This window comes from Pseudomonas sp. ADPe (assembly GCF_014843515.1).
GTDB lineage: Bacteria > Pseudomonadota > Gammaproteobacteria > Pseudomonadales > Pseudomonadaceae > Pseudomonas > Pseudomonas citronellolis.
In genome coordinates this window covers 4,038,850-4,058,382 of the sequence record NZ_CP062122.1, presented here as the reverse complement: position 1 = coordinate 4,058,382, position 19,533 = coordinate 4,038,850, and the positions used below count along the sequence as shown (strand labels likewise).

The following is a 19,533-nucleotide window of genomic DNA, read 5'->3' as shown; positions in this document are numbered from 1 at the left end:
TTGACCGTCTCCCACTAGGAATTGAGAAAGCCGTATCACCGATAAAACAAAGGCAGATACTTTCATATCTGCCTTTGTTAAGTGGAGCTCATGAGCGGATTTGAACCGCTGACCTCACCCTTACCAAGGGTGTGCTCTACCAGCTGAGCTACATGAGCAAACATAAGCAGCAAGTCTGGAGCGGGTAGCGGGAATCGAACCCGCATCATCAGCTTGGAAGGCTGAGGTTCTACCACTGAACTATACCCGCGGAGCCTGACGCTCACGCTTGAAACTGGTGGAGGGGGAAGGATTCGAACCTTCGAAGTCTGAGACGTCAGATTTACAGTCTGATCCCTTTGGCCGCTCGGGAACCCCTCCGAGTGAGGCGGCATTCTACAGTCTGCCACCGCGTTGTCAACAGTTTTTTCTTTAAAAACTTGAGCTTAGCTCTTCGACAACGACTTCGTGAAATTCCCCTTTCAGGTCCCCCCTACGAAGCGGGCGCCATTCTATGCAAACTATTCGGCGGTTGCAACGCTTTTGCATGGCATTGTTTGCCTTTGCAATTCCGGGAAGTCCACGAGCAGTTGGCGCAGCAGGCTATCGTCCGCCAGGCGCCGGCTCTCGGGAGCGATCTGCACCCAGAAATCATGACGATTGCGCCCCAGCTCCCGCACCAGGGCATCGTACCCGGCGGTCTTCAGGCGCTCGACGACCGCGTTGGCCGAATCCTCGTTCTGGAAGATCCCCAGGGAAATGCCATCGGCGAGGTCGCCCTCGGTGATGATGTAGCTGTCGATCTTGCGCGCCTGCAGCTCACGCAGTTGCCAGAGCGAAGCCTGGCGCGAGGCCAACGGCGGCAGGTAGACCCAGTAGTCGGTTCCGGCGGCGGCGTCGATCTTCTGCCGGCTCACATGCACGTCGAGACTGGTGAGGCGCTGCTCGAGCGCCTTGGCCCGGTTCTCGTCGGAGAAGGGACCGAAATAGAGGCATGCGCTCTCCTGCGTCGGCGGCGCCCCGGCCATCTCCGACTGACGCCGCTGCGCGGACTCCGGCGACTCGCTGAGCAGGCGAATGTTCTTCTGCTCGCCGCGGTACAGGCTCAGGGGCGCGATTTCTTTCGCCCGCAAGGGCGTCTGCTGCTGATGCCAGATGAAGTAGAAGGCGTTCAGCACCAGGAGGAACAGAAAGAACCAACGCATGAGGGGTATTACTCCAGCGGGCAGGCGATGGCCAGGCCGGTAAAGACCAGGTCGGGAAGGATTCGCGCCTGGGGCAGCTCATCCCTGACCAGCTCGGCATCTCCGCCGGTGAGGAACACGGCGCAGTCGCCGCCGAGCAACTCGCAGGCCAACTGATATTGCTCGCGCACGAAACCGCGCAGCATCAACAGGCAGCCTCGCTCCACCGCTTCCGCGGTCTCGCGCCCCGGCGAGAGCCCCTGCAGGGCTTCGCGAGCCGCCGCGTCGTCGTAACGGATACGCCGGGTATGGGTGCGCAGTTGGCTGCGCATCAACGGCATGCCCGGGCAGATATAGCCCCCCAGGTGCTGCCCGGCGGCATCCACCAGGTCGGAGGTCACCGCGGTGCCCAGATCGAGCACCAGGCACGCACCACCCGCCAATTTGTAGCCAGCCACCAGAGCCACCCAGCGATCCAGGCCGAGGCGCTGGTAGTCGCGATAGCCATTGCGGACACCGGCCAGGACCTCGGCCGGCTGCGCGATGCTCGCGTCTATGCCGAAAGCCTCGCTCAACGCCTGCACGAGCGACGCCGTTTCCTGTTCGCTGCGCACGCTGACCAGACGGCAATGACGAAGCGCGAGCCCCTCGCAGCCGCGCAGCCGCTCGAGCAGCGCAGCATCGGAATCCGCGACGCCGGAGGCGACGGTCGTCAACCCGGCGGAGCGGATCACCCGCCATTTGATCAGGCTATTGCCACAGTCCAGTTCAAGAATCATCAGACAACCTCAGACTCAACTCGCCCCCGCTGAAGCGGCTTTCCACGCCATCGACCTCGAGGCGCAACGCCCCCTGCTCGTCGATCCCCAAGGCGCGACCGACGATGTGCTTGGCCGCGGTCGAAAGCACGACTTCGCGCCCCTGCCACAGGTGGAAGGACTCCCACTCCCGCTGGCTGGCCGCAAAGCCCTGCTCGCGATGACGGGCCAGGTGCCACTCCAATTCCCGGCTCAGCGCGGCGAGCAGTTCGTTGCGATCCACCGGGCGCCCCGCGGCTTCGCGCAAGGACGTCCAGGGCTGGTCGATGCCTTCAGCGGCACGCATGTTCACATTGATGCCTATGCCGATGGCCACGCTGCACAGGTCTGCAGGGTCGCCGGTCAACTCCAGGAGAATGCCGGCCAGCTTCCTGCCATCGAGCAGGATGTCGTTCGGCCACTTCAGGCCGACACCGGCGATGCCGAGCGACTGGATGGCGCGCACCACGGCAAGGCCGACGACCAGACTCAGCCCTTCCAGCTCCTTGGGCCCTCCCCTCACAGAGATGCCCAGGGTGCAATAAAGGTTGGCGCCGAACGGACTCACCCAGGCGCGCCCGCGCCGCCCCCTTCCCGCCGTCTGCCGCTCGGCCACCACGGCGAAGGGCGTGGCGGCGCCGGCATCCAGACGGCGCATGACTTCGGCATTGGTCGAATCGACTGAGAACAGCACGTCCAGAGGCCAGGGCGCCCGGACCTGTTGCGGATCGATGGCCACCAACGGCTCGGCCAGGCGATAGCCACGGCCGCGCACGGATTGCACCTCCAGCCCGAACTCGCTCTCCAGGCCCTGCAGGCGTTTCCAGACGGCACTACGGCTGACACCCAGCGCCGCCCCCAGCTCCTCGCCGGAATGGAATCGTCCATCGCCCAGTAGTTTCAGCAATGTCTGCATATCGCGTCCCGCCACAATAAGGCACGCATGATATAGAGGCGCTTTCCGCTTGCCTATGCACTAGCGGAGGGCGGAATGACAGGAGATGCCTTTGTAGCCCGCGATTCCCGCGCAGGGCGCGCTCCTACAGAGGGAATGGCGCAGGTGGGGCGGCGTAGGAGCGGATCTTATCCGCGAACCGCGCCGGGACCGCCGGCGATCGCGGACAAGGTCCGCTCCTACGGGGTGCAGCTACATAGGATGGCGTTGAGCGAAGCGCCACAGCCAGCCCAGGGCAAGCCGTAGGGCGAATAACCGTTCGCGGTTATCCGCCGATACACCGAGGCCACAGGCCGTGCCCAGGCCAACCCCGGAGTCGCCGGGGGCCAAGGCCAAACGGCGGATAACGCCGTAGGCGTTATGCGCCCTACGCCGGGAGCGCTTCTGCCGTTCCGGCTTTTCCGCGCCCAAAAGCAAAACCCCCGACCAGCCAGGCTGATCAGGGGTTTTGGGATAGGTGCTTGACGATGACCTACTCTCACATGGGAAAACCCCACACTACCATCGGCGATGCGTCGTTTCACTGCTGAGTTCGGGATGGGATCAGGTGGTTCCAACGCTCTATGGTCGTCAAGCAATTCTTTCGGATGCTCGTGGCTTGCGCTCACGCTCACCCAGATTCGGGTATGTGACAGGTATTTGCGGTTCACACGAACTTTCGGTTCGTCGACTTCACCGTCTAACACACAAATTGTTTGGGTGTTATATGGTCAAGCCTCACGGGCAATTAGTATCGGTTAGCTCAACGCCTCACAGCGCTTACACACCCGACCTATCAACGTCGTAGTCTTCGACGGCCCTTCAGGGGAATCAAGTTCCCAGTGAGATCTCATCTTGAGGCTAGTTTCCCGCTTAGATGCTTTCAGCGGTTATCTATTCCGAACATAGCTACCCGGCAGTGCCACTGGCGTGACAACCGGAACACCAGAGGTTCGTCCACTCCGGTCCTCTCGTACTAGGAGCAGCCCCTCTCAAATCTCAAACGTCCACGGCAGATAGGGACCGAACTGTCTCACGACGTTCTAAACCCAGCTCGCGTACCACTTTAAATGGCGAACAGCCATACCCTTGGGACCGGCTTCAGCCCCAGGATGTGATGAGCCGACATCGAGGTGCCAAACACCGCCGTCGATATGAACTCTTGGGCGGTATCAGCCTGTTATCCCCGGAGTACCTTTTATCCGTTGAGCGATGGCCCTTCCATACAGAACCACCGGATCACTAAGACCTACTTTCGTACCTGCTCGACGTGTCTGTCTCGCAGTCAAGCGCGCTTTTGCCTTTATACTCTGCGACCGATTTCCGACCGGTCTGAGCGCACCTTCGTACTCCTCCGTTACTCTTTAGGAGGAGACCGCCCCAGTCAAACTGCCCACCATACACTGTCCTCGATCCGGATCACGGACCAGAGTTAGAACCTCAAGCATGCCAGGGTGGTATTTCAAGGTTGGCTCCACGCGAACTGGCGTCCACGCTTCAAAGCCTCCCACCTATCCTACACAAGCAGGCTCAAAGTCCAGTGCAAAGCTACAGTAAAGGTTCACGGGGTCTTTCCGTCTAGCCGCGGATACACTGCATCTTCACAGCGATTTCAATTTCACTGAGTCTCGGGTGGAGACAGCGCCGCCATCGTTACGCCATTCGTGCAGGTCGGAACTTACCCGACAAGGAATTTCGCTACCTTAGGACCGTTATAGTTACGGCCGCCGTTTACCGGGGCTTCGATCAAGAGCTTCGCTTTCGCTAACCCCATCAATTAACCTTCCGGCACCGGGCAGGCGTCACACCCTATACGTCCACTTTCGTGTTTGCAGAGTGCTGTGTTTTTAATAAACAGTCGCAGCGGCCTGGTATCTTCGACCGGCGTGGGCTTACGCAGTAAATACTTCACCCTCACCGGCGCACCTTCTCCCGAAGTTACGGTGCCATTTTGCCTAGTTCCTTCACCCGAGTTCTCTCAAGCGCCTTGGTATTCTCTACCCGACCACCTGTGTCGGTTTCGGGTACGGTTCCTAGTTACCTGAAGCTTAGAAGCTTTTCCTGGAAGCATGGCATCAACCACTTCGCTCTCTAAAAGAAAGCTCGTCATCAGCTCTCGGCCTTGAACACCCGGATTTGCCTAAGTGCCCAGCCTACAACCTTAAACTTGGACAACCAACGCCAAGCTGGCCTAGCCTTCTCCGTCCCTCCATCGCAGTAACTAGAAGTACAGGAATATTAACCTGTTTCCCATCGACTACGCATTTCTGCCTCGCCTTAGGGGCCGACTAACCCTGCGTCGATTAACGTTGCGCAGGAACCCTTGGTCTTTCGGCGTGGGAGTTTTTCACTCCCATTGTCGTTACTCATGTCAGCATTCGCACTTCTGATACCTCCAGCAAGCTTCTCAACTCACCTTCACAGGCTTACAGAACGCTCCTCTACCGCGCATCTTGCGATGCACCCGTAGCTTCGGTGTGTGGTTTGAGCCCCGTTACATCTTCCGCGCAGGCCGACTCGACTAGTGAGCTATTACGCTTTCTTTAAAGGGTGGCTGCTTCTAAGCCAACCTCCTAGCTGTCTAAGCCTTCCCACATCGTTTACCACTTAACCACAACTTTGGGACCTTAGCTGACGGTCTGGGTTGTTTCCCTTTTCACGACGGACGTTAGCACCCGCCGTGTGTCTCCCACGCTGACACTTCCAGGTATTCGGAGTTTGCATCGGTTTGGTAAGTCGGGATGACCCCCTAGCCGAAACAGTGCTCTACCCCCTGGAGTGATACGTGAGGCGCTACCTAAATAGCTTTCGAGGAGAACCAGCTATCTCCGAGCTTGATTAGCCTTTCACTCCGATCCACAAGTCATCCCCTACCTTTTCAACGGGAGTGGGTTCGGTCCTCCAGTCAGTGTTACCTAACCTTCAACCTGCTCATGGATAGATCGCCCGGTTTCGGGTCTATACCCAGCGACTAAACGCCCTATTAAGACTCGCTTTCGCTACGCCTCCCCTATTCGGTTAAGCTCGCCACTGAATATAAGTCGCTGACCCATTATACAAAAGGTACGCAGTCACCCAACAAGTGGGCTCCCACTGCTTGTACGCATACGGTTTCAGGTTCTATTTCACTCCCCTCTCCGGGGTTCTTTTCGCCTTTCCCTCACGGTACTGGTTCACTATCGGTCAGTCAGTAGTATTTAGCCTTGGAGGATGGTCCCCCCATGTTCAGACAACGTTTCACGTGCGCCGTCCTACTCGATTTCACTTCCTAGAACCTTTCACATACGGGGCTATCACCCACTATGGCCGCACTTTCCAGAGCGTTCTGTTAGATTCTAAGAAGCTTAAGGGCTAGTCCCCGTTCGCTCGCCACTACTAAGGGAATCTCGGTTGATTTCTGTTCCTCAGGGTACTTAGATGTTTCAGTTCCCCTGGTTCGCCTCACACACCTATGGATTCAGTGTGTGATAACCAGCTTGTGCTGGTTGGGTTTCCCCATTCAGAGATCTCCGGATCAAAGTCTGTTTGCCGACTCCCCGAAGCTTATCGCAGGCTACCACGTCTTTCATCGCCTCTGACTGCCAAGGCATCCACCGTATGCGCTTCTTCACTTGACCATATAACCCCAAGCAATCTGGTCATACGTCTCGAACGTGAAGACGACATTCGCCGAAAATTCGCGCTTGAACTCGCAAATTTTACCTTGACTTGAACAATCCCCAGTGAAAGAGATCATTCAGTCTACTTCTATCACATACCCAAATTTTTAAAGAACGATTCCGGTACAAAGACCAGACAGCAAGGTTCGTTTCTTCGAACATTCCTGTCTGAGCTTTCACGACGATTTGGAGATGGTGGAGCCAAGGAGGATCGAACTCCTGACCTCCTGCGTGCAAAGCAGGCGCTCTCCCAGCTGAGCTATGGCCCCATCGGATCAAGGCACCACCACAACAATTGGTGGGTCTGGGCAGATTCGAACTGCCGACCTCACCCTTATCAGGGGTGCGCTCTAACCAACTGAGCTACAGACCCAATCGTTTTGGCCCTGCAGGTCGACCTCACCCTGCTCTCTATCCAAGAGCCTGGGGTGCGCTCTAACCAACCGAGCAACAACCTAATCGTCTAACCAGTGAATCAAGCAATTCGTGTGGGAGCTTATGAGAAAGCCGGGATCTTCGATTAAGGAGGTGATCCAGCCGCAGGTTCCCCTACGGCTACCTTGTTACGACTTCACCCCAGTCATGAATCACTCCGTGGTAACCGTCCCCCTTGCGGTTAGACTAGCTACTTCTGGAGCAACCCACTCCCATGGTGTGACGGGCGGTGTGTACAAGGCCCGGGAACGTATTCACCGTGACATTCTGATTCACGATTACTAGCGATTCCGACTTCACGCAGTCGAGTTGCAGACTGCGATCCGGACTACGATCGGTTTTCTGGGATTAGCTCCACCTCGCGGCTTGGCAACCCTCTGTACCGACCATTGTAGCACGTGTGTAGCCCTGGCCGTAAGGGCCATGATGACTTGACGTCATCCCCACCTTCCTCCGGTTTGTCACCGGCAGTCTCCTTAGAGTGCCCACCATAACGTGCTGGTAACTAAGGACAAGGGTTGCGCTCGTTACGGGACTTAACCCAACATCTCACGACACGAGCTGACGACAGCCATGCAGCACCTGTGTTCCGATTCCCGAAGGCACTCCCGCATCTCTGCAGGATTCCGGACATGTCAAGGCCAGGTAAGGTTCTTCGCGTTGCTTCGAATTAAACCACATGCTCCACCGCTTGTGCGGGCCCCCGTCAATTCATTTGAGTTTTAACCTTGCGGCCGTACTCCCCAGGCGGTCGACTTATCGCGTTAGCTGCGCCACTAAGATCTCAAGGATCCCAACGGCTAGTCGACATCGTTTACGGCGTGGACTACCAGGGTATCTAATCCTGTTTGCTCCCCACGCTTTCGCACCTCAGTGTCAGTATCAGTCCAGGTGGTCGCCTTCGCCACTGGTGTTCCTTCCTATATCTACGCATTTCACCGCTACACAGGAAATTCCACCACCCTCTACCGTACTCTAGTCAGGCAGTTATGGATGCAGTTCCCAGGTTGAGCCCGGGATTTCACATCCATCTTACCAAACCACCTACGCGCGCTTTACGCCCAGTAATTCCGATTAACGCTTGCACCCTTCGTATTACCGCGGCTGCTGGCACGAAGTTAGCCGGTGCTTATTCTGTTGGTAACGTCAAAACAGCAAGGTATTAACTTACTGCCCTTCCTCCCAACTTAAAGTGCTTTACAATCCGAAGACCTTCTTCACACACGCGGCATGGCTGGATCAGGCTTTCGCCCATTGTCCAATATTCCCCACTGCTGCCTCCCGTAGGAGTCTGGACCGTGTCTCAGTTCCAGTGTGACTGATCATCCTCTCAGACCAGTTACGGATCGTCGCCTAGGTGAGCCATTACCCCACCTACTAGCTAATCCGACCTAGGCTCATCTGATAGCGTGAGGTCCGAAGATCCCCCACTTTCTCCCGTAGGACGTATGCGGTATTAGCGCTCCTTTCGGAACGTTGTCCCCCACTACCAGGCAGATTCCTAGGCATTACTCACCCGTCCGCCGCTGAATCCGGGAGCAAGCTCCCTTCATCCGCTCGACTTGCATGTGTTAGGCCTGCCGCCAGCGTTCAATCTGAGCCATGATCAAACTCTTCAGTTCAATACTGATCGGGTTTTGAGAAAACCCTAAACTTGGCTCAGCAATCGCAAAAAACTCTCGAATTCACGAGTGTTACTTGTGATGCTGATAATCTTGCGATCACCAGTCTTAACTCACAAGCACCCACACGAATTGCTTGATTCAACTTGTTAAAGAGCAGTTGGTTAAGGCTTTCGTCTCAACCGAGGCCGCGTATTCTACGCCAACCTCTTATTTCGTCAAGCGTTATTTTCAGAATTTTTCGTTCCTACTCAACCGCTTGCGCTGTTGATCGGCCGGAGCTTCTCGTCAGCGGGAGGCGCATTCTACAGCGTTCAAACTCGCTGTCAAGCACCTCGGCGACCTTCCTTTTCAGCTCGCTGCCGGAGCAGTTGTCGAACCCAAAGGCGGCGAGTGAATCACCCGCCTGATCACCACCCCAACTTCGAACCTGCTTAAGTGCTTGATTTTCAAGCTCTTTCAGCGCTTCGTCGCTGGGAGTGGTGCGCATTATAGGGACTTCAAAATGCCCGTCAACACTTTTCTGAAAGAATCTTCAGCGGGATGCGAAACGGGCCCGCAGCGCCGGCAATTGCCGCGCCACCGGCGGCAGGCGCAGCAACAGCAGGAATACGCCTATGGCTGCATATAGCGACCAGCGCTCGATGTCCGAACGCACCACCCACAGCATATGCAGAAGCCCCAGAGCGAGGATGACATAGACCAGCCGGTGCAGCTTCTTCCAGCCGCTGCCCAGTTTGCGCATGCTGTATTTGTTCGAGGTCAGGGCCAGCGGCAACAGGCCCAGGAAACCCAGGGTCCCGACGATGATGTAGGGCCGCTTGCGCAACTCGACGCCCAGTTGCGTCCAGTCCAGACCGAGGATGAACACCAGGTAGGCGCACAGATGCAGGCATATATAGGTGAAACACCACAGGCCGAGCTGCCGGCGCACCAGGATCCAGCCGTTCCAGCGCGTCAGCCTCTGCAGCGGGGTCATGGCCAGGGTCAGCAGCAACAGGACCAGGCCGCCCTGCCCCAGGTTGTCGACCAGCGCCTTGCCCGGGTCGGGCCCCAGGGCGAAGATCCAGGCCAGGTACAGCCAGTAGAGCGGCGGTATCAGCGCCAGCAGGAATACGCTGGCGCGCCAGATAGGATTGCGCATCTGCATCAATAGTTCTTCCTCAGGTCCATCCCCGCGTACAGCGAGGCCACTTCGTCGGCGTAGCCGTTGAACATGAGGGTGGGACGAACATTGGGGCTGAATAGTCCGCTGGGCAGGCGCCGCTCGCGGGCCTGGCTCCAGCGCGGGTGGTCCACCGTCGGGTTGACGTTGGCATAGAAGCCGTACTCGTCGGGCGCCAGGCTTTCCCAGGTGGTCTTCGGCTGCTCGGCGACGAAACTGATGCGGATGATCGACTTGGCGCCCTTGAAGCCGTACTTCCACGGCACGATCAGGCGCAGCGGCGCGCCGTTCTGGTTGGCCAGGATGCGGCCGTACATGCCCACGACGAGAATCGCCAGCGGGTGCATGGCCTCATCCATCCGCAGGCCCTCCACGTAGGGCCAGTCGATCAGGGCGAAATTGGATTGCACGCCGGGCATGCGCTCGCGGTCGACCAGGGTTTCGAAGCGCAGGTACTTGGCGTTGCCCGTCGGCTCGACACGCTTGATCAGCTCCGACAGCGGGAAGCCGATCCAGGGGATGACCATCGACCAGGCCTCCACGCAGCGCAGGCGGTAGATGCGCTCTTCCAACTGGTAGGGCTTGATGAAGTCCTCGAGGGCGTACTTGCCGGGCTTCGCCACCTCGCCATCGATCACCACCGACCAGGGCTCGGTCCTCAGCGCGCCGGCGTTGGCGGCCGGGTCGCCCTTGTCCGGGCCGAACTCGTAGAAGTTGTTGTAGGTGGTCGCATCCTTGAAGGGGGTGATGCTCTCCCCTTGCACGGTGACGGCATCCCATTTGATCGCCGGCAGCTTCTCACTGAACCAGCCCGGTGTGCTCGCAGCGGCTTCCACATCGGCATATCGGGAAGGATCAGCCAACCCCATGGCCGGCAGCCCGGCAAGGGCGGCGCCTGCCGCACTGGCGGCGAGGAAACGGCGGCGGGAGAGATAGAGGGGTTCAGGGGTGACTTCCGACTCGTGGCAAGCGGAAGGTCGGGCAATACGGATCAGCATGGCGGGCTCCGCAACGACTGGCTGTGTGCGCCAATAGACTGCGGAGCCCGGGGGAAATTACATCAGCTCGGACGGCGGCGACGGCGCAATTGCAACAAGTATTGCACCGGACCGGACGCGGCATAAGCGAGGAACAGCAGCAGCAGGATGCGCGGCGGGTCGGTGAAGACCACGGCGAAGGCCAGCACCACCACCAGGATCGCCACGAAAGGCACGCGGCCACGCAGGTCGAGATCCTTGAAGCTGTGGTACTTGATGTTGCTGACCATCAGCATGCCGGCGGCGGCGACCATCAGCGCGACCAGCAGGGAGACCTTGGCACCCTGGATGTCGAAGTCGGCGAAGGCCCACACGGTGCCGGCCACCAGGGCGGCGGCGGCCGGGCTGGCCAGGCCGATGAAGTAGCGCTTGTCGGCCTTGCCCACCTGGGTGTTGAAGCGCGCCAGGCGCAGCGCGGCACCGGCCACATAGATGAAGGCGACCATCCAGCCGACCTTGCCCAGGCTGCTCAGCGCCCACTCGAAAGCGACCAGCGCCGGGGCCACGCCGAAGGCGACCATGTCCGACAGCGAGTCGTACTCGGCGCCGAAGGCGCTCTGGGTGTTGGTCAGGCGCGCGACGCGACCGTCCAGACCATCCAGGACCATGGCGACGAAGATGGCGATGGCGGCATTGGAGAAGTCGCCGCTCATGGCGTTGATGATGGCGTACAGACCGGTGAACAGCGCCGCGGTGGTGAACAGGTTGGGCAGCAGGTAGATGCCGCGGTGGCGGACCTTGCGGCCGTCGGCGTCGTGCCCTTCCTCGACGTGCTCGTCGATGGGCAGCAGGCTTTCGGTTTCTTCGGAGGCCTTGTTCGGCTCCTCGGGACCTTCACTCATGGAGACTTCCTTAGGGAACTCAGCGGAAAAAGATCGAGCGCGGGGCACTGACGCCCGGGCGCACAGGCTTTATACCAGAACCCCGGGCAAGAACGAAAAAACGCGGCCGGGGCCGCGTTTCTTCGAGTGTCGCTAAGCCCTTAGTTCTTGGACTTGTCGACGATCTTGTTGGCGGCGATCCAGGGCATCATGGCGCGCAGCTGCTCGCCGATGACTTCGATGCCATGGGCCGCGTTGTTGCGGCGGTAGGCGGTCATCGACGGGTAGTTGGTGGCGCCTTCGCTGATGAACATCTTGGCGTATTCGCCGTTCTGGATGCGCTTGAGGGCATTGCGCATGGCAGCACGGGATTCGGCGTTGATGACTTCCGGGCCGGTCACGTACTCGCCGTACTCGGCGTTGTTGGAGATCGAGTAGTTCATGTTGGCGATGCCGCCTTCGTACATGAGGTCGACGATCAGCTTCAGTTCGTGCAGGCACTCGAAGTAGGCCATTTCCGGCGCGTAGCCGGCTTCGACCAGGGTTTCGAAACCGGCTTTCACCAGCTCGACGCAACCGCCGCACAGAACGGCCTGCTCGCCGAACAGGTCGGTTTCGGTCTCGTCCTTGAAGGTGGTTTCGATGATGCCGGTACGGCCGCCACCGACGCCGCAGGCGTAGGACAGGGCGACGTTCTTGGCATTGCCCGAAGCGTCCTGGTAGATGGCGATCAGGTCAGGGATGCCGCCGCCCTTGACGAACTCGGAACGCACGGTGTGGCCCGGAGCCTTCGGCGCGATCATGATCACGTCGAGGTCGGCGCGCGGTACGACCTGGTTGTAGTGGATGGAGAAGCCGTGGGCGAAGGCCAGGGTAGCGCCCTTCTTCAGGTTCGGCTCGATCTCGTCCTTGTACAGGCGGCCCTGGAACTCGTCCGGGGTCAGGATCATCACCAGGTCGGCGGCGGCGACGGCGCTGGCCACGTCGGCGACTTTCAGGCCGTGGTTCTGCGCCTTGACGGCGGACGGCGAGCCCGAACGCAGGCCGACGGTGACGTCGACGCCGGAGTCTTTCAGGTTGCAGGCATGGGCGTGGCCCTGGGAACCGTAACCGATGATGGCAACTTTCTTGCCCTGGATGATGGAGAGGTCACAGTCTTTATCGTAGAAAACGCGCATTTGGGTAATCCCCTGGTCTAGTGGCCTCGTGGGCCGTCTTTCAAATTCAGATGCTGAGAGTCTTGTCGCCGCGGGCGATGCCGGTCACGCCGGTGCGCACCGTCTCGATGATCGCAGCGGTACCGATGGCCTGGATGAAGCTGTCGAGCTTGTCGCTGGTGCCGGCCAGCTGCACGGTGTAGACGCTGCTGGTGACGTCGACGATCTGCCCGCGGAAGATGTCGGTGGTGCGCTTGACCTCGGCGCGCTGGGCGCCGGTGGCCTTGATCTTCACCAGCATCAGCTCGCGCTCGATGTGGGCGCTTTCCGACAGGTTCACCAGCTTCACCACCTCGATCAGCTTGTTGAGGTTCTTGGTGATCTGCTCGATGACTTCGTCATGCCCGGCCGTGGTCAGGGTGAGGCGCGACAGGGTCGGGTCCTCGGTCGGCGCCACGGTCAGGGTCTCGATGTTGTAGTTGCGCTGGGAGAACAGGCCGACCACGCGGGACAGCGCGCCGGGTTCGTTTTCCAGCAGCAGGGAAATGATGTGTCGCATGATCAGGTACGCTCCGTCTTGCTCAGCCACATGTCGCGCATCGCACCGCCGCGGATCTGCATCGGATAGACGTGCTCGCTGGTGTCGACCTGGATGTCGAGGAAGACCAGGCGGTTCTTCATGGCGAACGCCTCTTCCATCTTCGGCTTCAGGTCCTTGAGGTCGGTGATGCGCATACCGACGTGGCCATAGGCCTCGGCCAGCTTGACGAAGTCAGGCAGGGATTCCATGTAGGAGTGCGAGTAGCGGCTGTTGTACTGCATGTCCTGCCATTGGCGGACCATGCCCAGCGCACCGTTGTTCAGGTTGACGATCTTCACCGGCAGGTCGTACTGCAGGCAGGTCGACAGCTCCTGGATGTTCATCTGGATGCTGCCTTCGCCGGTCACGCAGGCCACGTCGGCCTCCGGGAAGTTCAGCTTCACGCCCATGGCCGCGGGGAAACCGAAGCCCATGGTGCCCAGGCCGCCGGAGTTGATCCAGCGATTGGGCTTGTTGAAGCGGTAGTACTGGGCGGCGAACATCTGGTGCTGGCCCACGTCGGAAGCCACGAAGGCGTCGCCGTTGGTGACTTCCCAGAGGGTCTCGATGACGCTCTGCGGCTTGATGATGCTGCCGTCGCCCTTGTCGTAGGGGAACAGGCCGCGGTTGCCGCGCCACTCGTCGATCTGCTTCCACCAGGCGGCGAGGGCTTCCTTGTTCGGCGTCTCGCCGATTTCCTTGAGGATGGTGGCCATCTCGGCCAGCACGCTGTCCACCGGGCCGACGATCGGGATGTCGGCCTTGACGGTCTTGGAGATCGACGCCGGGTCGATGTCGACGTGGATGATCTTGGCGTTCGGGCAGAACTTGGCCGCGGTCTCGCCGTTGATGACGCGGTCATCGAAGCGCGCGCCGACGGCGAAGATCACGTCCGCGTGGTGCATCGCCAGGTTGGCGGTGTAGCTGCCGTGCATGCCGAGCATGCCGACGAACTGGCGGTCGTTGCCGGGGAAGCCGCCCAGGCCCATCAGGGTGTTAGTCACCGGGACGTTGAGCAGGCGCGCCACTTCGGTCAGCGGCTCGGAAGCGTTGCCCATGATGACGCCGCCACCGGAATAGATGATCGGGCGCTTGGCCGACAGCAGCAGCTCGGCGGCCTTGCGGATCTGGCCGGAGTGGCCGCGGACCGCGGGGCTGTAGGAGCGCAGCTTGACCTTCTTCGGATAGGCGTACTCGAACTTCTGCGTCGGGTCGCCCATGTCCTTCGGAATGTCGATCACCACCGGGCCGGGACGGCCGGACTGGGCGATGTAGAAGGCCTTCTTGATGACCTCGGGGATTTCCGAAGGGTGCTTGATGATGAAGCTGTGCTTCACGATCGGCCGGGAAATGCCGACCATGTCGGTTTCCTGGAAGGCGTCGGTGCCGACCATGTTGCTCGACACCTGGCCGGAGATCACCACCATCGGGATGGAGTCCATGTAGGCGGTGGCGATGCCGGTGATGGCGTTGGTCGCGCCGGGGCCGGAGGTCACCAGGACCACGCCGGGCTTGCCGGTGGCGCGCGCATAGCCGTCGGCCATGTGGGTAGCGGCCTGCTCGTGACGCACGAGGATGTGGGTCACGTCGTTCTCTTTGAAGAGAGCGTCGTAGATGTGCAGGAGGGCACCGCCCGGGTACCCGTAGATGTACTTAACGCCTTCGTCACGCAACGAGCGGACGACCATTTCAGCGCCGGATAAAAGCTCCACGTTGTCACCTCTAGAACGCTAAACGATCTCCCAGGGGCGGGGGACCGAAACTTGGTTGGCTGCCCGGCAGACAATTGGGCGAATGTAATCGCCGGCTACGTCGACTGCCGAATGAGCAGAACTTGGAGGCGCACCTGGTGTGTTACGGAGGGCCTCCACCCAGCGCGAGGTAACGCGAAGCAGGGTGAAACTTAGCGGCGCGGGTAGCGCCTCTTGTCTGCCGAGTAAAACCAGCTTGCGGCCGGCCCACTGCAGCGAACCTTGGATTCTTCTGATTCGGCCGCGTCAAGTCAAGCCATATATGGATTTGTGTCTAACGCAGGTTGTGATCTTTCTCTGCGGACGCATCGACACTTTTGGTTATAGTTACCCGCAGTTTCCGCATCCAAGGACCGAAACCGCATGCGACGGACGATTGTGATGGGCGCCCTGATGTTCGCCCTGAGTGCTCCGCTGATGGCCGCCCAGGTATACAAGTGGGTCGACGCCCAGGGCGTCACGCATTTTGGCGCGCAGCCGCCGCAGGGCGCCGAAGCCGCCACCGTGGACACCAAGGTCGCCCCGCCGCCCTCGGGCTTCCCGCTGCCGCCCAGGCCGGCTCCCGCGCCGGCGCCTTCGGCCAGCGACAAGCAGAAGGCCGCCGACGAGAAGGTGCGCCAGGAGGTCGCCCAGCAGGAGGCCGAGCGCGCGCGTTACTGCGACACCCTGCGGACCAACCTGGCGCAATTGAAGAACAACCCGCGGGTGCGGGTGGCCGACGACGACGGCGAGATGCGGCGCATACCGGAAGAAGAGCGGCAGGCCCGCATCACCCAGACCGAGCAGGACCTGCAGAAGAACTGCAACTGACCGGCGCGTAGGCGCGGCTCAGGGCGCCTCGCCGATCAGCCGGTCGAACTCGCCCAGGGCCTCGAACAGGGCGTGCATGTGCTCGCCCTCGTCCACGTAGACCATTTCGGCGATGGCGCGGATGCCCGAGGCGCGCGGCAGCTGCGCGCCCGTCTCGATGATCAGCTTCATGCGCGGCAGGAAGATCCACTGCAGCCATTCCTCCAGCTCCAGCGTATCCACGCAGAACGGCTCCTGGCTGGCCAGCGCCTCCTCCGAGGGCGGCTGTTCCCCCCACAGCGACAGCGCGCGCAGCTCCCGCTCGATCAGCAGGAGCTGGTCGGCCACGGCCGGCAGGCGGTCGTCCATCACAGCGTTGCCTTGGCGTTCTGCCGCGCGGTGGCCGCGCCGGCCGCGTCACCCTGGGCTTCGCGGGCCTTGGCGATCACGTCCCACAGGCTGGCCTGCAGCGTCGGCCGGCCATTGGCCAGCGACAGGCCGCGGCGCGCCACCTGTTCGGCCTGGGCGGCATCGCCCTGGGCCAGGCGCACCTGGGCGAGCTTGTAGAGCACCTGCGGCTCGCGCGGGGCGATGCGCTGGGCGCGCTCCAGGCTGGCCGAGGCGCCGTTGAGGTCGCCGCCGCCCTGCTGTTGCTGAGCGGTGGTGAGCAGCGCCAGGACCGGGCCATCGAGCTGCTCGTCGGCGGCCAGCGGCGCGTTGCGCGAGGGAATGCCCGACGGCGCCTGCACCGGCGCGGCCGGGGCCTGCTGCTGGTAGCTGGGCTGTTGCTGCTGGTAGACCGGCTGCTGGTAGGTCTGCTGGCTGAAACCGCCGGTGGCGCTGATGTTGCTCGGCGCGCTGGCGGCGGGGGCCGCGGGGACGCTGCCGGATTGCACGCCCGGGGTGATCGGGCCGGTGGACAGCGGCGCCGCGCCGCTCTGCGCCGGGAAGGTCTGGATCGGCGCCATGCCGGCATCCTGGGGCACCATCACGGTCACGCCGGAATCACCCGCTGGCTGCGAGGCCGCGCTCGGCGCGGTGCTGGCATTGGCCGGGCGGTTGGCATTGGAATAGCCGACCCGCTCCTGGTTGGACACCGAGGTGCCGGAATCCCGTACCGGGATGGCGCCCTGCTGCGGGGAGGCGCAGCCGGACAGCACGGCCGCGGCGGCAGCCACGACAAACCACGCGTTTTTCACTTCGAATCCTCTCGCCTCAGTTCAGCCAGCCACGGACCCAGTCCATGACCTCGCCGGCCGGCGTCTGGTTGTTGCCACAGCCGGCGCCGGGCGCCGGCTCGCTTCCGCGAATATAGGGCATCTGCACGGCGCCCGGACAATTGGCGTCGCTGCCCTGGCCGGTACGCGGATCGACCCAGGCCATGCTGACATTATCCGGCATCGGCATGTCCAGCGGCAGGGGGTCGGCCTTGCGCATGAAACTGGTCCAGATCTGCAACGCGCCGGTGGCGCCGGTGAAGGGCGTTTTGCCGTTGTCGTCGCGGCCCAGCCAGACCACCGCCAGCAGGTCCTGGCCGAAACCGGAGAACCAGCTGTCGCGGGAATCGTTGGTGGTGCCGGTCTTGCCCGCCAGGGTCAGGTTCGACGGCAGTTGGTTGTAGGCCGAGCGCGCGGTGCCCTCGCGCATCACCCGCTGCATGGCGTTCTGCAGCAGGTAGATGGAGCCCGAGTCGAAGCGCTGCTGGACCTGGAACGGATAGCGCTTGAGCGGCTGGCCGTCGGCAGCGACCACGCTGCGGATGCTGCGCAGCGGGGTGTTGAAGCCGCCGCTGGCGATGGTCTGGTACATGGTCGCCACCTGCATCGGCGTCATGGCGCCGGCGCCCAGCAGCATCGACGGGTAGGCCGGCCAGTCCACCTGCACGCCCAGGCGTTCGAGGGTCTTGAGCACGTTGGGCACGCCCAGGTCCAGGCCCAGCTTGGCGGTGGACAGGTTCAGCGAACGCGCCAGCCCCTGGTAGAGGAAGATGGTGCCGTTGGAGCTGCCTTCGTAGTTCTTCGGCGTCCACACCTGGCCGTCCTTGCCCTTGATGGAGAACGGCTGGTCCTGGATCCAGGTGGTCAGGGTGTACTGGCTGGGCCGTTCGAGGGCGGTCAGGTAGACCGCCGGCTTGACCAGCGAGCCGATCGGCCGGGTGGCGTCCACCGCGCGGTTGAAGCCGGCGAAGCGCGAATCGCGGCTGCCGATCAGCGCCTGCACCTCGCCGGTCTCCGGGTTGGTCACGACCATCGCGGTTTCCGTCTGGTCCAGGCCCTTGCGCCCGGCGAAGCGCTTGAAGGTCTCGCTGACCGCGGTTTCCGCCTTGTACTGCAGGATGGGGTCGAAGCTGGTGAAGATGCGCAGACCTTCCTCGGTCAGGTCTTCCTCGCGGTAGTCCTGGCGCAGCTGGCGCTTCACCAGGTCGAGGAACGCCGGGTACGAGCTGTTGGCCATGCTGCCCTGGCGCGTCACGCCCAGGGGCGCCTGCTTGGCCGCCGCGGCCTGCTCGGGGGTGATCACGCCCTGCTCGGCGAGCACGTCGAGCACCACGTTGCGCCGCTCCATGGCGCGCTCCGGGTTGCGCCGCGGGTTGTAGTAGGACGGCCCCTTGACCATGCCCACCAGCAGCGCGATCTGCGGCAGCTTGAGCTCGGCCAGCGGCTGGCTGAAGAAGTACTGGCTGGCCAGGCCGAAGCCGTTCACCGAACGCTGGCCGTCCTGGCCGAGGAACACCTCGTTGAGGTAGCCCTCGAGGATCTCGCGCTTGTCGTAGTGCAGCTCCAGCAGCACCGCCATCATGGCTTCGGTGAGCTTGCGGCTGAGGCTGCGCTCGTTGGTCAGGAAGAAGTTCTTCACCAGCTGCTGGGTCAGGGTGCTGCCGCCCTGGCGCAGCTGCCCGGCGCTGGCGTTGACCCAGACGGCGCGGGCGATGGACTTCAGCGAGACGCCGTGGTGGGACCAGAAGTCGCGGTCTTCCACCGCCACCAGGGTGTCGACCAGGTACGGCGGCACCTCGTCCAGCTTGATGAGGATGCGGTCTTCGTTGTGCGAGGGGTACATGCCGCCGATCAGCAGCGGCTCCATGCGCGCCACGTCCAGCTTGGAACCGTCGGCGCGGGACAGGCCGGCCACGTAGTCGCCGGAGAAACGCACGCGGATGCGCTGCGCGGGCTCGGCGCCCTCGTAGAACTGGAAGCCGCGGGTATTGAGGTCGACCGTGCCGCCGGACACGGCCACCATGCCCGGGCCGCTGACCGTGCCGTCGCGGCGGTAGCCCAGGGCGCCGAGTTCCTGGAGGAAGTCGTCCTTGTTCAGCTTCAGGCCGACGAACAGCTCCAGCGGCCGGGCATAGACCTTGGCCGGGATGGTCCAGCGCTTGCCGGAGAACTTCTCCTGCACGACCGCATCGAGGTACACGGCGAAACCGGCCAGCACGACCAGGCCGACGAGGCTGAGCTTGAGCAGCCAGCCCAACCACTTGCGCGACGGAGCTGCTTTTTGATTCTTACGGGAACGGGGGGATCGGGGACGCGTCATGGCGGCGCATTATACGTACTTTATCCACAGGGGACAGACGCCGCGCGAGGCGGTGTCCGGGCTCTGTCGCAGGCGCGCGGAAGTGC

General features: G+C 61.7%; 14 protein-coding genes, 5 tRNA genes and 3 rRNA genes. 1 reads left to right on the top strand and 21 read right to left on the bottom strand.

Annotation, left to right across the window (positions count from 1 at the left end):
- Positions 1 to 82: 82 nt before the first annotated feature.
- From IG194_RS18350 to IG194_RS18265, 18 genes are all read right to left on the bottom strand, one after another.
- Positions 83 to 158 (bottom strand) — tRNA-Thr (locus IG194_RS18350).
- Positions 159 to 176: 18 nt separating this feature from the next.
- Positions 177 to 250: transfer RNA gene (locus IG194_RS18345), tRNA-Gly, on the bottom strand.
- A 25-nt stretch (positions 251 to 275) separates the two neighbouring features.
- Positions 276 to 360 (bottom strand) — tRNA-Tyr (locus tag IG194_RS18340).
- A gap of 140 nt (positions 361 to 500) precedes the next feature.
- Positions 501 to 1,184 (bottom strand): SPOR domain-containing protein, encoded by a 684-nt coding sequence (locus tag IG194_RS18335; protein WP_009617111.1) that lies wholly within the window; start codon positions 1,182 to 1,184, stop codon positions 501 to 503.
- 8 nt (positions 1,185 to 1,192) lie between these two features.
- Positions 1,193 to 1,942, bottom strand: coding sequence for a pantothenate kinase (locus IG194_RS18330; protein WP_058488424.1), 750 nt, complete (start codon positions 1,940 to 1,942; stop codon positions 1,193 to 1,195).
- Positions 1,932 to 2,876, bottom strand: coding sequence for a bifunctional biotin--[acetyl-CoA-carboxylase] ligase/biotin operon repressor BirA (birA, locus tag IG194_RS18325; protein WP_058488423.1), 945 nt, complete (start codon positions 2,874 to 2,876; stop codon positions 1,932 to 1,934). The genes IG194_RS18330 and birA overlap by 11 nt, the downstream gene beginning before the upstream one ends.
- Positions 2,877 to 3,374: 498 nt before the next feature.
- Positions 3,375 to 3,490, bottom strand: a 5S ribosomal RNA gene (gene rrf, locus IG194_RS18320).
- 131 nt (positions 3,491 to 3,621) lie between these two features.
- Positions 3,622 to 6,511, bottom strand: a 23S ribosomal RNA gene (locus tag IG194_RS18315).
- A 235-nt stretch (positions 6,512 to 6,746) separates the two neighbouring features.
- Positions 6,747 to 6,822: transfer RNA gene (locus tag IG194_RS18310), tRNA-Ala, on the bottom strand.
- A 27-nt stretch (positions 6,823 to 6,849) separates the two neighbouring features.
- Positions 6,850 to 6,926: transfer RNA gene (locus tag IG194_RS18305), tRNA-Ile, on the bottom strand.
- A gap of 148 nt (positions 6,927 to 7,074) precedes the next feature.
- Positions 7,075 to 8,610: ribosomal RNA gene (locus IG194_RS18300) — 16S ribosomal RNA — on the bottom strand.
- Together the 16S, 23S and 5S rRNA genes with 2 tRNA genes alongside form the textbook arrangement of a ribosomal RNA operon.
- A gap of 247 nt (positions 8,611 to 8,857) precedes the next feature.
- Positions 8,858 to 9,100 (bottom strand): hypothetical protein, encoded by a 243-nt coding sequence (locus IG194_RS18295; RefSeq protein ID WP_153010615.1) that lies wholly within the window; start codon positions 9,098 to 9,100, stop codon positions 8,858 to 8,860.
- Positions 9,101 to 9,145: 45 nt separating this feature from the next.
- The gene (gene msrQ / locus IG194_RS18290; RefSeq protein WP_024128092.1) at positions 9,146 to 9,754 is read right to left on the bottom strand and encodes a protein-methionine-sulfoxide reductase heme-binding subunit MsrQ; all 609 of its coding nucleotides are present in this window, start codon (positions 9,752 to 9,754) and stop codon (positions 9,146 to 9,148) included.
- Between the two features lie 5 nt (positions 9,755 to 9,759).
- A complete protein-coding gene (msrP, locus tag IG194_RS18285) occupies positions 9,760 to 10,773 on the bottom strand; it encodes a protein-methionine-sulfoxide reductase catalytic subunit MsrP (RefSeq protein ID WP_058488422.1) in 1,014 nt (337 codons plus the stop codon).
- A 62-nt stretch (positions 10,774 to 10,835) separates the two neighbouring features.
- Positions 10,836 to 11,654, bottom strand: coding sequence for a CDP-diacylglycerol--serine O-phosphatidyltransferase (gene pssA / locus IG194_RS18280; protein WP_009612935.1), 819 nt, complete (start codon positions 11,652 to 11,654; stop codon positions 10,836 to 10,838).
- A 140-nt stretch (positions 11,655 to 11,794) separates the two neighbouring features.
- Positions 11,795 to 12,811, bottom strand: a complete 1,017-nt coding sequence (gene ilvC, locus IG194_RS18275) for a ketol-acid reductoisomerase (protein ID WP_009612937.1) — start codon at positions 12,809 to 12,811, stop codon at positions 11,795 to 11,797.
- A gap of 46 nt (positions 12,812 to 12,857) precedes the next feature.
- On the bottom strand, positions 12,858 to 13,349 hold the full coding sequence (ilvN, locus tag IG194_RS18270; RefSeq protein ID WP_009612939.1) for an acetolactate synthase small subunit: 492 nt from the start codon (positions 13,347 to 13,349) through the stop codon (positions 12,858 to 12,860).
- 2 nt (positions 13,350 to 13,351) lie between these two features.
- Positions 13,352 to 15,082, bottom strand: coding sequence for an acetolactate synthase 3 large subunit (locus tag IG194_RS18265; protein ID WP_009612941.1), 1,731 nt, complete (start codon positions 15,080 to 15,082; stop codon positions 13,352 to 13,354).
- Positions 15,083 to 15,484: 402 nt separating this feature from the next.
- On the opposite strand from IG194_RS18265, the gene IG194_RS18260 reads away from it, so the two are divergent.
- On the top strand, positions 15,485 to 15,931 hold the full coding sequence (locus IG194_RS18260; RefSeq protein WP_009612942.1) for a DUF4124 domain-containing protein: 447 nt from the start codon (positions 15,485 to 15,487) through the stop codon (positions 15,929 to 15,931).
- 18 nt (positions 15,932 to 15,949) lie between these two features.
- On the opposite strand, the gene IG194_RS18255 is transcribed toward IG194_RS18260, so the two are convergent.
- The 3 genes from IG194_RS18255 to mrcB are packed head-to-tail and all read right to left on the bottom strand — an operon-like array spanning position 15,950 to position 19,447.
- Complete coding sequence (locus tag IG194_RS18255; RefSeq protein ID WP_009612949.1) at positions 15,950 to 16,279, bottom strand: YqcC family protein; 330 nt, start codon at positions 16,277 to 16,279, stop codon at positions 15,950 to 15,952.
- A complete protein-coding gene (locus tag IG194_RS18250; RefSeq protein WP_058488421.1) occupies positions 16,279 to 17,109 on the bottom strand; it encodes a hypothetical protein in 831 nt (276 codons plus the stop codon). The genes IG194_RS18255 and IG194_RS18250 overlap by 1 nt, the downstream gene beginning before the upstream one ends.
- A 16-nt stretch (positions 17,110 to 17,125) precedes the next feature.
- The gene (mrcB, locus tag IG194_RS18245; RefSeq protein WP_009612951.1) at positions 17,126 to 19,447 is read right to left on the bottom strand and encodes a penicillin-binding protein 1B; all 2,322 of its coding nucleotides are present in this window, start codon (positions 19,445 to 19,447) and stop codon (positions 17,126 to 17,128) included.
- Positions 19,448 to 19,533 lie beyond the last annotated feature (86 nt).

What these genes read in the sequence shown, in the direction of transcription:
- IG194_RS18255 (WP_009612949.1), bottom strand. Translation starts at nt 16,279, where the DNA reads ATGGACGACCGCCTGCCGGCCGTGGCCGACCAGCTCCTGCTGATCGAG.
- msrQ (WP_024128092.1), bottom strand. Translation starts at nt 9,754, where the DNA reads ATGCGCAATCCTATCTGGCGCGCCAGCGTATTCCTGCTGGCGCTGATA.
- IG194_RS18330 (WP_058488424.1), bottom strand. Translation starts at nt 1,942, where the DNA reads ATGATTCTTGAACTGGACTGTGGCAATAGCCTGATCAAATGGCGGGTG.
- ilvN (WP_009612939.1), bottom strand. Translation starts at nt 13,349, where the DNA reads ATGCGACACATCATTTCCCTGCTGCTGGAAAACGAACCCGGCGCGCTG.
- birA (WP_058488423.1), bottom strand. Translation starts at nt 2,876, where the DNA reads ATGCAGACATTGCTGAAACTACTGGGCGATGGACGATTCCATTCCGGC.
- IG194_RS18295 (WP_153010615.1), bottom strand. Translation starts at nt 9,100, where the DNA reads ATGCGCACCACTCCCAGCGACGAAGCGCTGAAAGAGCTTGAAAATCAA.
- mrcB (WP_009612951.1), bottom strand. Translation starts at nt 19,447, where the DNA reads ATGACGCGTCCCCGATCCCCCCGTTCCCGTAAGAATCAAAAAGCAGCT.
- IG194_RS18335 (WP_009617111.1), bottom strand. Translation starts at nt 1,184, where the DNA reads ATGCGTTGGTTCTTTCTGTTCCTCCTGGTGCTGAACGCCTTCTACTTC.
- msrP (WP_058488422.1), bottom strand. Translation starts at nt 10,773, where the DNA reads ATGCTGATCCGTATTGCCCGACCTTCCGCTTGCCACGAGTCGGAAGTC.
- pssA (WP_009612935.1), bottom strand. Translation starts at nt 11,654, where the DNA reads ATGAGTGAAGGTCCCGAGGAGCCGAACAAGGCCTCCGAAGAAACCGAA.
- IG194_RS18260 (WP_009612942.1), top strand. Translation starts at nt 15,485, where the DNA reads ATGCGACGGACGATTGTGATGGGCGCCCTGATGTTCGCCCTGAGTGCT.
- ilvC (WP_009612937.1), bottom strand. Translation starts at nt 12,811, where the DNA reads ATGCGCGTTTTCTACGATAAAGACTGTGACCTCTCCATCATCCAGGGC.